At 57.1% G+C, this 15225-nt stretch carries 10 protein-coding genes; 4 read left to right on the forward strand and 6 right to left on the reverse strand.

Annotation, left to right across the window (positions count from 1 at the left end):
- The first annotated feature begins 59 nt into the window (after window positions 1-59).
- Together G5253_RS04105 and G5253_RS04110 are read left to right on the forward strand one after the other, a co-directional pair.
- A complete protein-coding gene (locus tag G5253_RS04105) occupies window positions 60-1775 on the forward strand; it encodes a PglL family O-oligosaccharyltransferase (RefSeq protein WP_266134528.1) in 1716 nt (571 codons plus the stop codon).
- Window positions 1776-2382: 607 nt separating this feature from the next.
- The gene (locus tag G5253_RS04110) at window positions 2383-2793 is read left to right on the forward strand and encodes an H-NS family nucleoid-associated regulatory protein (protein WP_005338054.1); all 411 of its coding nucleotides are present in this window, start codon (window positions 2383-2385) and stop codon (window positions 2791-2793) included.
- 536 nt (window positions 2794-3329) lie between these two features.
- Here G5253_RS04110 and G5253_RS04115 read toward each other — a convergent pair.
- The 6 genes from G5253_RS04115 to nadK form a co-directional block, all read right to left on the reverse strand.
- Window positions 3330-4694, reverse strand: coding sequence for an efflux transporter outer membrane subunit (locus G5253_RS04115; RefSeq protein ID WP_266134459.1), 1365 nt, complete (start codon window positions 4692-4694; stop codon window positions 3330-3332).
- A gap of 2 nt (window positions 4695-4696) precedes the next feature.
- Window positions 4697-6670, reverse strand: a complete 1974-nt coding sequence (locus G5253_RS04120) for a MacB family efflux pump subunit (RefSeq protein ID WP_266134458.1) — start codon at window positions 6668-6670, stop codon at window positions 4697-4699.
- Complete coding sequence (macA, locus tag G5253_RS04125; protein WP_236382135.1) at window positions 6667-7830, reverse strand: macrolide transporter subunit MacA; 1164 nt, start codon at window positions 7828-7830, stop codon at window positions 6667-6669. The genes G5253_RS04120 and macA overlap by 4 nt, the downstream gene beginning before the upstream one ends.
- 248 nt (window positions 7831-8078) lie before the next feature.
- Window positions 8079-8969 carry a manganese-dependent inorganic pyrophosphatase gene (locus tag G5253_RS04130; protein ID WP_266134457.1) on the reverse strand — a complete coding sequence of 297 codons (891 nt, stop codon included), beginning with the start codon at window positions 8967-8969 and terminating at the stop codon, window positions 8079-8081.
- A gap of 307 nt (window positions 8970-9276) precedes the next feature.
- Window positions 9277-10941: a DNA repair protein RecN gene (recN, locus tag G5253_RS04135; RefSeq protein ID WP_421202723.1), complete on the reverse strand. Its 1665-nt coding sequence runs from the start codon at window positions 10939-10941 to the stop codon at window positions 9277-9279.
- Between the two features lie 251 nt (window positions 10942-11192).
- The gene (gene nadK / locus G5253_RS04140; RefSeq protein WP_005338038.1) at window positions 11193-12077 is read right to left on the reverse strand and encodes an NAD(+) kinase; all 885 of its coding nucleotides are present in this window, start codon (window positions 12075-12077) and stop codon (window positions 11193-11195) included.
- Window positions 12078-12368: 291 nt separating this feature from the next.
- Between nadK and grpE the strand changes: the two genes are divergently transcribed.
- Together grpE and dnaK are read left to right on the forward strand one after the other, a co-directional pair.
- Window positions 12369-12944: a nucleotide exchange factor GrpE gene (grpE, locus tag G5253_RS04145; protein ID WP_005338036.1), complete on the forward strand. Its 576-nt coding sequence runs from the start codon at window positions 12369-12371 to the stop codon at window positions 12942-12944.
- A gap of 298 nt (window positions 12945-13242) precedes the next feature.
- On the forward strand, window positions 13243-15171 hold the full coding sequence (gene dnaK, locus G5253_RS04150) for a molecular chaperone DnaK (RefSeq protein WP_005338034.1): 1929 nt from the start codon (window positions 13243-13245) through the stop codon (window positions 15169-15171).
- Window positions 15172-15225 lie beyond the last annotated feature (54 nt).

Genomic DNA, 15225 nt, shown 5'->3' on the forward strand with positions numbered 1-15225 from the left:
GTATGACCTTTCAATGATGGGTGGGCCTAAGGAGCTGGGCAGTGACGTTAACGCGAATCATGATGGTTTTATGTGGGCTCTATTGTTTGTTGGGGATGCATTTTTTTATGCACAACCCGGGAGGAGCAGGGCTATATCTGCCCTTTAACGCATGGGGATGGGTGTTTGCCTCGCTGGCTATTGGATTAGGATTGTGGCAAGTGACGTTACGCCAGCGTCTGCTCTTTTCTCCATTACAAGCGGGCTTATGGATAGGGGCACTCTTGCTACTGCTGCCGATGTTCTATCCAGGTTTTGCACTCAGGGATTATGCCATTCCCAGATTATTGGGGCTTTTTGCTGGTCTGCTGTTTTTATTTGGGCTCTATCAATGGCGCTTCAATCGGTTGCAGCGTGATCGCTTGCTCTATATCGTCCTGATAGCGATCGCGATGGAGGCTTTGCTCGGTCTGATACAGTTCTATCTGTTGACACCCGGTAACTGGATTGGCTACGACACTAAAACCAATCGTCCTTACGGGATCTTTCAACAGCCAAACGTGATGGCAACCTTTATGGCAACTGGTCTTGCCCTTGCTATTTGGCTGGAATTACGCCGAGAGGGTGGTCGTTTGCTGATGGCTCTGCGCTATGGCGTCATTCTATCAGCAACACTGTTGCTGGTTGTTTTGCAATCCCGAGTGGGTCAACTTGGCGGTCTGCTAGCTCTGTTTTTATTGATACCGCAACTCCATCGCCATCGATTGCTATGGCGTATGTTGGCGCTGGTTATTTTTGCGGTAGCCCTAGGCCTGCTATCACAGTACTGGATGGCAGGAGCAAAGCGCGGGTTGGAGATTTATCAATCTGGTGGTATGCGATCTATTTATTGGCCTTATGCAGCCAAGCTGATTGCCGAAGCACCATGGAGTGGTTGGGGATACGGCAGTTTTGAATCTGTTTTTCTCCATCACTACATGGCTGATAAGGCGCTGAATCCATCTATGGTGCAGATTGAGTACAATCTTGACCATCCCCATAACGAATTCCTTTATTGGGCTGTTGAGGGAGGGGTGGCTCCCATGGTTGGTATGGTGATTATGGGGGGCGCATTATTGTGGCGCCTGACGAAGGTGCGTTGGGTAAATGCCATGGCACTACTTGCCCTGGTGACACCGATATTGCTCCATACTCAGACGGAATATCCCCTTTACCATGCAATCGTGTTGTGGTGGTTGTTGCTGACGCTGATCTATGTCGTTGACACCGAGATTGAAGAAACCCGTTTCGTGAGTTGCGGTAGCCCATCGTGGTTGGACATTGAGTATCGCCCCTGGTTGTTGCTCCGATTTATGGCAATAGCTATCCCTCTATTGGTTGTCCCATTTATGCTGACAGCCCTTCATACTGCCTGGGTCGTCACCAAATACGAGCGGGGAGGTTATAAGGAGCCGACGCTCTTGCTGGAGATTATCAATCCTATGGCATGGCTGACACGAGTTGAATTTGATGTGAACTCGGTTCGTCTGATGGTGGGTCTGCAGACAAACAACAAGACAGAACTGGCCGCTTATCTGGAATGGGGGCGGGCATTCGTACGCCATACACCGCGTGCCAACATATACGCCAATATGGTGATCGCGCTTAATGCATTGGGTCGTACAGAGGAAGCCAATGCGATGCGGGCAGAAGCGCTTAAGCTCTATCCAACCGAGCCCCTTTTAACTGGCTCTGCTTCACAGGCTGTGACTACCGGTGTTGACCAATCAGGCAAGAATATAACCCAAAATAAATAGTGCTATTTGGATACATAGAAAGCCAGCCGTTAAAAACAGCTGGCTTTTTTTATTTTTTACCTTCTGGACTACCAGTATCTGAACGGTCTGTTTTCGGACGCATGCGTCGGTCAAACGGGCTATGAACGACATATTTGAAATGTCATGTAATGAACACAACTGATTGATTGATATAAATTTTGTTGAGCGTGTTGAATGGGGTGATAGTCAATTGAGATATCACCCTCATCATCGGGTAACGGGACAGGATCTAGATGTGTTCATTGCTAAACAGATAGGCGTAGTTTTGTCACATGATGTTGAACGTATGGTAGAAATGTGCGCTCAGGCTTAAAAAGCAGGTTACAGAGTTAGTTTTGTTGGATGCTGAACTGGAAATTAATGAGTCTTAAAATACCAATGTTTCTTGAACACAAGATGGTAATCACCTCTCTACCCAGAAGATCTGCATTCCAGCCAGTTTGTTATTGATAGTGGCAAGCATTCGATCTTGATGGTGAAATTTAAGAAAAAAAGAACGTTAATATAGAAAAACTGTATGTTCTCGCGAATTGTCCATGCTATTCTGAAACGGTATCCCTGTAACCGACTTTTTTGTGAGGAAATAATGAACGAGTTTCTGAAAGTTCTGCTGAACATTCGCAGTTTGCGTGCGGCTATTCGTGAGCTGCCGTTTGAGCAACTGCTGGAAGCTAAAGAGAAGTTTGACCTGGTTTACCAAGAGCGCGCCGATTCTGTTGAACAGGAGCGTGCTGAACAGGAAGAGCGTCAGCGCAAGCTGAATGAATTCACCGAAATGCTGCAGCAGGCTGGTATTGATCCTCGCGAGCTGCTGGCAACTGCTACTGCTCCGGCTGCTGCGACTGGCGCTGCCAAGAGCAAGCGTGCTCCGCGTCCGGCTAAATACAAGTACGAAGAAGATGGCCAGGAAAAAACCTGGACCGGTCAAGGCCGTATGCCGAAAGCCATTGCTGCTCAAGTAGCACTGGGTAAAGACCTGAACGATTTCCTGATCTAATTCGTCAGGTTCAGAGATTGAATAATGCCGCCCTTGGGCGGCATTATTTTTTGCCTTTTTACTCGTGGTTATCCAATCCGCCTTCTGCCGCTCTACTATCTACATCCTCGCTTGTATCCTTTTTACCGTCGTTTCACCGCACTGTTACTTTGCTCAATATCCCTCGCTGTTTGCGATTAATTTTGTCGTGCAGGATTAACTGCGTGATATCGCTATTTGTATGCGTCGTGCAGATATGCGCTTCGGATATGTCTCTCACGATTCACGGGGCGCCGCTCGGCAAAAGCCGAGCTCTCTGCGGATGGAATATCCGGTAATCGTTATCTCCGGTCAGGGTGCGTGAAGGATAGAGATAGCCGCAAGGTATAGCCGGGATATTCTGGGTCGCCGATGCATGTAATTGGATGGGATGCCGTAACTGCCCCTGATGATGAGCAATGGCGTTCGTCTGCCGTGTGGGCGAGGGAATTCGGTGCGGTCGATGGCGATGGTATTCCCCACTCTACAGGCAGAGTGGGGAATATTGGGGGGAGGCGTTATCGGGGCGCCACGCTATCGCTGCCACCCAGGGCGCGATAGATTTTGGCAGTAGTGGTGAGCTGCTCTTTTTGCTGGGCCAACAGGCTCTGCTGGGCATCCCACAGTCGGTTCTGCTCATCGAGCCAGGCTTGCACGCCGGTCGCACCCGCCTGGAAGCGAGCCTTGGCCAGTCGTTCGGCCTCCTGGGCATAACTCAGCTGCTCCTGCAGATAATCGAGTCGCTGCTGGCCATAGTAGCGGGCGGCCAGATTGTCTTCCACCTCTACCAGTGCGGTGTAGAGCTGTTTGCGAAACTCGGTTTCAGCGATCTGGTAATCCAGCTCTGAGCTTTCGATGGCGAGCTGGGTGCGGTTGTATTCAAGGAAGGGGAGGGCAAGGCTGGCTCCCAGCGTACCAACCGGATTTTGCAGCACCTGCGCCAATCTATCGGATGCGGTGCTGGCACTGCCGGTCAGGGTCAGGCTGGGGTAGAAGCTGGTGCGGATCTCGTCTCCTTTAGCCAGCGTCTTGCGCAGCCGCAATTCGGCCGCTTTGACATCGGGGCGGCGTGCCAGCACATCGGCCGGAATACCCACCGCAAGTTCAGGAATGGTCTGCTTTGCAAGGGAAGCGGGTGCATACTCCAGCGGCCCGCTGCTGCGGCCCAGCAACAGACGCAGGGTATTGCGAGCCTGCTCCTGCTGCGCCTTGAGGGAGGCCAGCTCAGCCTGTTTTCCGGCCAACTGTTGGCGTGCCTGCGCCAGATCGAGCCGAGTGATGGCGCCTGCCTGGTATTTGGTCTGGGTCAGCTGCTCGGTACGGATCAGATTGGCCAGCTGCTGTTCCCCAAGGGTGATGGCAGAGCCGAGATAGCCGAGCTGCCAATACAGCTCCAGGGTATTGCCGATCAGCAGCAGTCGGGTGCTGGCGAGATCCTGCTCGCTTGCCGCCGCTTCCCAGCTTGCCTGATCTCGCACCGAGGCAAGCTTGCCCCACAAATCTACTTCGTAACTGAGGCTCAGCGAGGGGCCCAGACTGTTGGTGTCTTTGCCGGTTTTCAGATCCTTGTTGCCACTGGCTGCGATAGTGCCATTGACCGAGGGGGTGAGGTTGGTATCGGCCTGCTCGGCGCCCAGTCGGGCGCTTTTGAGCTTGAGGGCCGCCACATGCATGTCCGGGTTAGCGGCCAGAACCGCCTCGACCAATTTGTCGAGCTGGGGATCATGAAATTCTCGCCACCAGGGGCCAGCCTGCGCAGCCAGTCGGGCGCCGTCTGCCTGTTGCCATGTGGGGGCGATCGCCAGCTCGGGTCTTTGATAGGTGCTGTGCTGACTGCAGCCGCTGAGGGCCATGCAGAGAGCCAGCCAGGAGAGTTTGTGCATTGTTATTCCCTCGCCAGTGCGACAACAGGGTCGAGCCGCGCCGCATTGCGTGCCGGCAGGTAACCAAACAGGATCCCGATGAGTGACGAGCAGCCAAAGGCCATCAGGATGGAGAAGAGCGAGAACTGCATCTTGATGGAGTCCACCAGCAGTGAAAAGAGCGCGCCAATGCCGAGCGAGAGGCCCACGCCGAAGATCCCCCCCAGCAGGCTCACCATCACGGCTTCAATCAGGAACTGCTGCAGAATATCCGACTGGCGGGCGCCCACGGCCATGCGAATGCCGATCTCGCGGGTGCGCTCGACCACCGACACCAGCATGATGTTCATCACGCCCACCCCGCCGACGATCAGCGAGATCACCGCGATGGCCGAGACCATCAGGGTCATGGTGGCGGTGGTTTTCTCTACCGATTTGATGATGCTGTCGCTACTGAAGGTGAAGAAATCCTTCACCCCGTGGCGCTTGGTGATCAGCTCGATCACCGCCTGCTCGGCCAGTGCCGGTTGTACCCCGTCTTTGACCCGGATGGTGATCTGGCTGAAGTGGTGCTGCGAGATGAGGCGACTCATCACTGCGCTGTAGGGCAGCCAGATATTGACCGACTGGCTGGTGGGGCCGAAGCCGGTCTCCTGCGAAACCACACCGACAATCCGCACCGGCAAGGTGCCGACCAGTACCACCTTGCCGACCGGCTCCTCCTTGCCAAGCAGGCTGGTGATGCTCTTCTTGTCCACCACGGCGACGGCGGCACGCTGCTGGATATCTTGCCACTCCAGTAAGCGACCACTGACCAGCGTCATCCCCTTTACCTTGAAATAGTCGTTACCGACCCCGGTCACGTTACCGCTGTTGGTCTTGTTGCGGTAGCGCAACTGGCCTGAGCTGCCGATCTCGGGGCTGGCGCCCGCAAGATAGGGTTGCCCCAACAGGGCATCGAGATCCCCCTTGTTGAGGGTCTGGATGCTGGCCATCTTCTCATCGCCCCATCCTTTACCCGGGAAGATTTCGATGGTGTTGGTGCCCATCGCATTGATCTGGTCGATCACCTTGGCGCGCGCCCCTTGCCCCAGCGCCACCACACTCACCACGGCGGCGATACCGATGATGATGCCGAGCATGGTGAGGAAGGTGCGCATCCGGTGGGCGAGCATGGCATGCATCGCCATCCGTCCCGCTTCCCGATAACGATCCCAGTCGTGGCCCATGGCACCTTTAGTGGGCGCTATTTTTTGAGGGGCTACAGCGGTGGCTGGAGCCAACACGGCCGTTTGGCAGGGGCCGCTATCTTGTTCAATCCGACCATCCTTGAGAGTGATGATCCGGTCGGCATGGCTGGCCACGTTCATATCGTGGGTGACCAGAATGATGGTGTGGCCCTGAGCGTGCAGCTCCTTGAGGATCGCCATCACCTCCTTGCCGCTCTGGCTATCCAGTGCGCCGGTCGGTTCATCGGCGAGGATCACTTCGCCGCCATTGGCCAGCGCCCGGGCGATACTGACCCGCTGCTGCTGACCGCCGGAGAGCTGGCCCGGTGTATGGTGGCTGCGATCGGCCAGTCCCAGTCTGCCCAGCAGCTGACGCGCGCGCACCTGGCGATCCGGGCGGCTGGTGCCGGCATAGACGGCGGGGATCTCCACGTTGGCGGCGGCATCGAGGTGGGGCAGCAGGTGGTAGCGCTGAAAGATAAAGCCGAAGTGGTGGCAGCGCAGCCGGGCCAGCGCCAACGCATCCATGGTGGCGGTGTCCTGACCGCGAAACAGGTACTGGCCGCCGCTCGGGCTATCCAGACAACCCAGCAGGTTCATCAGGGTCGACTTGCCGGAGCCGGACGCGCCGACAATGGCGATCATCTCTCCTGCCGTGATGGTGAGGTCAAGAGGGTGGAGCACGGTGACTTCGCTGTCACCGCTCTGGTAGCGTCGCTCGACCCCTTTCAGCTGGATCAACGGCAGCTGGTTCAGGGGCTCACTCATAGCATCACCGCCATCTCATCATTGTCGGCGGGGGCTCCGTGATTGAGCTGCACCTCCTCCTTCTCACTCAGCCCGCTGATCACCTCAATGCGGATCTCGTCCTTCATACCGGTCTTGATATGACGGGTTTCGGTTGTCCCATCGTCCTTGATCACGGTGACTTCATACTCGTTGTCACCCAGCGACTTGCCGAGGGCGGTTTGCGGCACAGTGAGCACCTGCTTGCGCTCGCCGAGCACAATGGTCACCTGGGTGGTCATTGCGACCCGCAGGGTATGGTCGGGATTGGGTACATCGAACAGGGCGTAGTAGTAGACAGCCGCATTGCTGGTGGTGGTACCAGTGGTGGCCTGATCGTTGATGTTGGTAGGCGCTAACTCCACGGCGCGAAGCGTACCCTGATAGCGGGTATCCGGATCGCCGATCAAGGTGAAATAGACCGGCATGCCGGCTTTGACCTTGGTGACATCGGCTTCGGAGATCTGAGCCTTGACTGTCATGGTCTCGAGGTTGGCCAGCTTGAGCACGGTCGGCACCGTCTGGCTGGCTGCCAGGGTCTGGCCCTGACGGGTCACAATGCTGATGACGGTGCCATCCATCGGCGCCAGGATCTTGGTGTAGCCCAGCTCGGTCTTGGCCCGATCAACCTTGATCAGGGCGTTGTCGATATTGGCCTGGCTGTTTTGCAGTTCGGCGCGGGTGACCGCCAGCAGTGCCTCGGCACTCTCCAGATCGGCCCGTGAGCTCGCCTCCTGCTTGAACATCTGTTGCTGGCGCCGCCAGGCGAGCTCGTTCTGTTTGAGTTGCGCTTGCTTGATCTTGAGCTGGGCGCGGTTGCTGGCAAGTTCCGCCTCGGCCGTCTTGAGGTTGTTCTGGGCAATCAAGGGATCGATCTCTGCCAGCAGGTCTCCCTGCTTGACCTGATCACCTGCCTCGACGGCCAGCTTGGTGACTTGACCGGAGACCTGGGCCCCCACATCCACCTGCTCCACGGCCTGCAGCACACCACTGGCCAGTACAGTTTGGGCAATATCCTCGCGGGTCACCTGAGCGGTCAGCATCGCCTTGGGTGGTTGACTGGGCCAGAGTAGCCAGCCGAGGAGCACCACGGCGATCAGCATGGTGATGGCCAGGGTTCTCTGCTTGGGGGTTATGTTCATCGATCACCTGAATGGAAACGGAAAAGGTTGTGCGCGGCGATTATCCTGCAGCAAAGCCCTGATAAATAACAGCCGCAAATATGTAAGCAAAGTTATGGCGTTAACTGTCAATAAGCCGTGAAAGGAGTAAGCGAGAGACCGCAGTGGTGAGCAAGATGGTCAGCAAGAGGGGGGAGTGCGGCTGGCGGTGGCGATGAAAAAGCCCTGCGCAGAGGCAGGGCTTTGGAATAGGTGATGGCGAGGGAAGGTCAGGCCTTGGCCAGCAGATCCATCACCCAGGGCAGACCCTGCTTCTTGCGGCTGACAAAGCCCGGGTGGTAGCTGGACTCTGCCGGTACTTTGGCGTGCTCGGTAAAGTAGATACGGCTGGCAGCCGCAGTCAGGTCAGTCACCATCAACACGAATAAGTCGAGCCCTTCGCTCGCCACGCGCTGGGCCATCTCCTGCTGCAGGGCTGGCAGGTGCTCGGCCAGTTGCTGTTCGCTGCCCACTTCGATCTGGCTCATGATGAAGTTCAACCCTTCGGCTTGGAATGCCTTCTCATCCTGCTGCAGCAGTTGAGCTGGAGTCAGGCCGCTCAGGTCGGTTTTGGCCATCAGCAGCTGTTGGCCGAATTCGGCCAGCGATACTTCGGCCAGCGGTGCCAGACGCTCACAAGCGATCTTGTCCTGCTCGGTGGTGGTCGGCGAGGTGAGACAGAGGGTGTCGCTCATGATGGCGCCCAGCATCAGGCGAGCCTGGCTGCGGGTCACAGTGCCTTGCTGGCTCAGCAGATCGAAGGCGATGGTGCAGGTGCAGCCGACGGCACGGATCCAGGCATCCAGCGGAGACTGGGTGACCAGGGTACCGAGACGGTGGTGATCCACCAGACCCAGTACATTGGCTTGTGCCAGTGTGGCAGGACCCTGTTCCAGATCACTGAAATCCACCAGCCAGACATCTTCACCGGTCAGATCTTTGGTCAGCAACTCGGGTTCGCTGACGCCTGCCTGCTCCAGAATAAAACGGGTTTCGGTGCGCAGGTCACCCAGACGCCATGGGGTGGCCTGACGGCCCTGGCCATTGAGCCAATCGGTGATAACCAGCGCACTGCAGATACTGTCGCTATCAGGATTCTTGTGACCAAAAACGTGGATCATAGACAAAGCCTCACAATTGGATACCCATAAAGGGGGGCAACACTATGCGAAATCCGCCACATGAAGGCAACCGGATCCACTCCCATGTTGCTGCCAGCTTCGCCTAACTCGCCATTTTATTGATCTGGGTCGGTAATCCTGACGCGAGTTCGGTTCTCACAGTTGGCTATTGGCTATTGGCTATTGGCTATTGGCTATTGGCTATTGCTGACTGTGCAGGCCATGGCACTCGTCCGTACCTGCGAAGTCAGCATGTTCTGTCAGCGCTATCAGTCGCCATCGCTGCAAATCGGCTTTATCACCTGATTCATCGACGCAGCAGCTCGCGGGCATTGGCCAAAGTGTTGTCGGTGATCTGGTCGCCTCCAAGCAGCCGTGCCAATTCATTGAGACGGGCAGCCTCATCAAGGGCACTCATTTGGGTTTCGGTGGTTTTGCCATTGGTATGCTTGCTCACCACCATATGCTGGTGGCCGTTGCCTGCCACCTGAGGCAAGTGAGTGACCACCATCACCTGAGTGGACTCGCCGAGCTGGCGCAGCAGGCGACCCACCACGGCGGCAGTCGGGCCGCTGATCCCCACATCCACTTCATCGAAAATCAGGGTCGGAGTGGAGACCTTGCGAGCGCTGATCACCACGATGGCAAGGCTGATACGCGACAGTTCACCGCCCGAAGCTACCTTGCCAAGCGGCTGGATCGGTTGGCCCGGGTTGGTGGTGACCATAAATTCCACCCGATCTATACCCAGCGGAGAGAGGCTGCTCTGGGCATCGGGGCGCACCTCGATGGCAAAGCGGCCATCGGGCATCGCCAGTTCGTGCATGCTGCTGGTTACCTTGGCGCCCAGCTCCTGGGCGTAACGCTGACGGCTCTGGCTCAGGGCCTCGGCGGCCTGGACAAAAGCCTGACGAGCCTCGGCCAGCTCATCTTCCATCCCCTCTAACCGCTCCTCATCGGAGTTGAGGCGGGCGAGATCAGAGGCAAGCTCCTGATGGTGTTGGGCCAGATCCGCCGGTTTAACGTGGTGCTTGCGTGCCAGATTGATGGCTTTGGAGAGGCGGGCTTCCAGCTCGTTGAAACGTTCGGGATCGAGCTCCAGCCGATCGAGGTAGCTGCGAAGTTCGCTGTGGCTCTCCTGCACCCCGATCAGCGCTTCATTCAGCATCTCCAGTACCGGGTTGAGGCGGCTGTCCATGCTGACCAGCCCCTCGGCCCGATCGACGGCCGATTGCAGCAGCCCTGCGATAGTGGTCTCTTCGTTGTCATAGAGCAGATCGAGGCAAGCCCCGCACTCCTGCATCAGCTCTGTGCCGTTGGCGAGACGCTGGTGCTCCTCCTCTATCTCTTCAAACTCCCCCGGTTGCAGGGCAAATTCGTCCAGCTCCTGCACCTGGTACTCGATAAGCTGACGGCGCGCTTCCCGCTGCTGCTGCTCGGCCTTGAGCCGGTTCAGTTCGTTTTGCAGTTGGCGCCACTGCTGATAGTGCTGGCGCACCTCGTCGAGCAGCAGATGGTGACCGGCATAGCCATCGAGCAGGGCGAGCTGGTAGTCGGGTTTGAGCAGCATCTGGTGGGCATGCTGACCGTGTACGTTGACCAGCAGTTGGCCCAGATTCTTGAGCTGGGTGAGGGGGACGGGCACGCCGTTGATATAGCTGCGTGAGCGCCCCTCGGTTGAGATGACTCGCCTGACGATACACTCACCTTCGTTTTCCAGCTCGTTGGTAGCGAGCCAGGCGCGGGCGGCCGGGTTGTTGTCGAGCAGGAAGCGGGCGCTGACCTCGCTTTTGTCGCTATCGGGTCGCACCATGCCGGCTTCTGCCCGCTCTCCGAGGCAGAGACCAAGAGCGTCGATGGCGATGGATTTACCGGCGCCGGTCTCACCGGTGATGCAGGTCATGCCCGGTTGCAGATCGAGTTCGAGAAACTTGACGATGGCGAAGTTGTTGACGGTCAGCTGGGTCAGCATGGTCTCATCCTGTATAGGTCAACATTACTGTGTATGCATCCAGTATATACTGGTCTTATATACAGTAAAGAGGGCGCCGTCATTTTTAGTACAGGAAAGGTGCGCCAGTGCGGTATGGCTATGAGAATGCGGTACTGACTATTGGCACGCGGTACGGATATGAGAGGGCAGGGGATGTTGCCACGACAGAAAAGAGAAGGGCGCCAATTCAGGCGCCCTTCTCTGGCAATGCCGTTGTCGGTCAAAGCTGATTAGAACAGCTTGCTGCCCCAGCCGAGCTTGTTGCGCAGTACGTGGAAGTAGCTGTAGTCGAGGGGATGCACCAGATGAAGCTGGTGGTGGCTCTTCTTGATCAGGATCTCGTCCCCCGGGTGGACCGCCAGCGTCACCTGGCCATCACAGCTGACCTGCATGGCATCGTCCTGATTATCCGGCGAGACCAGCAGCCGTACTTCGCTGTCGGCATCGAGTACGATGGGGCGACTGCTGAGGGTATGCGGGAACATGGGCACCAGCGTGATGGCGTTGAGCTTGGGGGTGAGGATGGCGCCACCTGCCGACAGGGAGTAGGCGGTCGAGCCGGTCGGGGTGGCCACTATGATGCCGTCCGAACGCTGGCTATACATAAAGCTGCCATCGATATAGACCTCAAACTCGATCATGTGGGCGATCTTGCCCGGGTGCAACACAGCCTCGTTGACCGCCAGATTGCTCGACTTGCGCTCGCCGTGGCGATAGACCGAGGCTTCCAGAAGGAAGCGGTGTTCGCTCTTGTAGTGGCCGGAGAGCACCTGCTCCAGCGGCAGCAGGTAATCTTGTGGCGAGAGATCGGTCAGAAAGCCGAGGTTGCCCCGGTTCACCCCGATCACTGCTACATCGAAGCGCGACAGTACTCGCGCCGCCCCCAGCATGTTGCCGTCACCGCCGACCACGATGGCGAGATCGGCCTGCTGGCCCAGTTGCACCAGATCCATCACGTTTTCATCGAGGATGCTCAGGGTCTGGGCGACCCGGCTCTCCACCAGTACCCGAAAGCCGCGGGCGGTCAGGTATTGATGCAGGCCGGTCAGCGTCTGGTTGGCCCCCTCATGGTGGGGTTTGCCAATCAGGGCGATGGTTTTGAACGGAGAATCCATAGTCAGTCAGATCTGGGATGGGTATTGCGGGCCAGTATACAGTGCTTTGCTCCGCTTGTGACGCTCTCCCGTGTGACGGGGGTGGCTATCCCCTTGAGGTTACTGGTTAAACGGTGAGCGGCAACTCGGATAAACCGCCGGTTGCGGCTATTCAGCAACCCTGATTGCCCTTTACCCCTTGAAAGCCGGGGATGCATCCCCATAATAGCGCCAACATAGTCGGTCTGTTGTCGTCCGGTCGCTCAACCAGACGTCAGGGCCCTCATAAGTAACCCCGGAATTGGAGATGTCATGAACCACGAAGAGCAAAAGGTTGAAGCGATGGAGCAAGTGGAAGCCCAGCCAGTCGAGCCGACCGATGTAGACAGTGAAGTGACAGCCGAGCAGGCCCGTATTGCCGAACTGGAAGCGCAGTTGGAAACCGCCATCCAAAAAGCGGCGGAAGAGCGTGAACGCGCCCTGCGTACCGCCGCCGAGATGGAAAACCTGCGCCGTCGTACCGAGCTGGATGTGGAGAAGGCGCACAAATTCGCTCTGGAGAAGTTCGCCAATGAATTGCTGCCGGTGCTGGACAACCTTGAGCGTGCCATCGAACTGGCCGACAAGGAGAACGAAGCCCTCAAGCCGATGATCGAAGGTGTCGAGCTGACCCTGAAATCCATGCAGAGCGGCGTGGCCAAGTTTGGTCTGGTGGCGCTTGACCCGATCAACCAGCCGTTTGACCCCAATGCCCATCAGGCGATGAGCATGGTGCCGAGTGCCGATGTGGCCCCGAACACCGTCATTGCAGTGATGCAGAAGGGCTATGACCTCAACGGTCGGGTGATCCGTCCGGCCATGGTGATGATCGCCAAAGCGGTCGACTGATTGGCTGTGGGTGCCCGAGCCCGCCCTGTGGCGGGCTTTTTGTTTCGCAGTGCAGCACCTGTTCATCTTGCCCGGTTTTACGGCTCAACGTGACCGCGCAACCATGACAAAGGGTGTGGTTTTTTAGGGTTGGGGCTTGAAGCTGCGTCTGGCGACCCCATATAGGGTGCAAGGCCGCGGCGGCACAAAAAATTTGATGCCGGGAGCTTGAAAGCCAGATTGGCAGCCCCCACCTAGCCGTTAACGCATTAAGGCGAGTTCCTCGCCAGTTTATTCAAAGTATTTGGAGATTCGTCAAATGGGTAAAATCATCGGTATTGACCTGGGTACTACCAACTCCTGCGTCGCTATTCTGGATGGCGACACTGCTCGCGTGATCGAGAACGCAGAAGGCGATCGTACTACTCCGTCCATCATTGCCTATGCCGATGATGGCGAGATCCTGGTTGGTCAGCCGGCCAAGCGTCAGGCCATCACCAACCCGAAAAACACCCTGTTCGCCATCAAGCGTCTGATCGGTCGTCGTTTTGAAGATGAAGAAGTGCAGCGTGACCTGAAAATCATGCCGTACGCCATCGCCAAAGCTGACAACGGCGATGCCTGGGTTGAAGTGAAGGGCAAGAAAATGGCACCGCCGCAGATCTCTGCCGAAGTGCTGAAAAAGATGAAGAAGACCGCTGAAGACTACCTGGGTGAGCCGGTAACCGAAGCCGTTATCACTGTTCCGGCCTACTTCAACGACGCCCAGCGTCAGGCTACCAAGGATGCCGGTCGCATCGCCGGTCTGGATGTAAAACGCATCATCAACGAACCGACTGCTGCTGCATTCGCTTACGGCGTGAACAAGGTCAAGGGCGAGCGCAAGGTTGCCGTATATGACCTGGGTGGCGGTACTTTCGATATCTCCATCATCGAGATCGACGAAGTGGAAGGCGAAACCACCTTCGAAGTACTGGCGACCAACGGTAACACCCACCTGGGTGGTGAAGACTTCGACAACCGCGTCATCAACTATCTGGTAGACGAGTTCAAGCGTGAGCAGGGCATCGACCTGCGCAACGACCAGCTGGCTCTGCAGCGTCTGAAAGATGCCGCCGAGAAAGCCAAAATCGAGCTCTCTTCTGCCCAGCAGACCGACGTCAACCTGCCGTACATCACTGCAGATGCCACCGGTCCGAAGCACATGAACATCAAGGTGACCCGCGCCAAGCTGGAATCCCTGGTAGAAGACATGGTGAAGGACTCTCTGGAGCCGGTTCGTGTCGCCCTGAAAGACTCCGGTCTGGCAGTTGGCGAGATCGATGACGTGATCCTGGTTGGTGGTCAGACCCGTATGCCGCTGGTTCAGAAGACCGTTGCCGAGTTCTTTGGCAAAGAGCCGCGTAAAGACGTCAACCCGGACGAAGCCGTGGCCATGGGTGCTGCCATTCAGGGCGCCGTACTGTCCGGTGACAAGACTGACGTACTGCTGCTGGACGTCACCCCGCTCTCCCTGGGTATCGAAACCATGGGTAGCGTGATGACTGCGCTGATCGAGAAGAACACCACCATTCCGACCAAGAAGTCCCAGGTGTTCTCCACTGCCGAAGACAACCAGTCTGCCGTGACCATTCACGTGCTGCAGGGTGAGCGCAAGCGCGCCAGCGACAACAAGTCTCTGGGCCAGTTCAACCTGGAAGGCATCCGTCCGGCACCGCGCGGTCTGCCGCAGATCGAAGTGACCTTCGACATTGATGCCAACGGTATCCTGCACGTCTCTGCGAAAGACAAAGAGACCAACAAAGAGCAGAAGATCACCATCCAGGCCTCCTCTGGTCTGTCTGATGACGAGATCGAGCGCATGGTACGCGAAGCCGAAGCCAACGCGGCCGAGGACAAGAAGTTTGAAGAGCTGGTACAGGCTCGCAACCAGGCTGATGGTCTGGTCCACTCCGTACGCAAGCAGATCACCGAAGCCGGTGAAGCCCTGCCTGCCGACGACAAGACCAAGATCGAAGCTGCTCTGAGCGAGCTGGAAGCGGCCATCAAGGGTGACGACAAGGCTGCTATCGAAGCCAAACAGCAGGCTCTGCTGGAAGCGTCCCAGAAGCTGATGGAAATTGCCCAGCAGCAGGCTCAGGCCCAGGGTGCAGCCGGTGCTGATGCCGGTCAGTCCTCCTCTTCTGCCAAGGCTGACGACGATGTAGTCGACGCCGAGTTCGAAGAAGTGAAAGACGACAAGAAGTAAGCCCTACCCAGATGGGCGGAGTCCGCTTCGCCCATCGGCTTGGTCAATGAATTC

Source organism: Aeromonas sp. 602658, from assembly GCF_049173005.1.
Taxonomy (GTDB): Bacteria; Pseudomonadota; Gammaproteobacteria; order Enterobacterales; family Aeromonadaceae; genus Aeromonas; species Aeromonas veronii_A.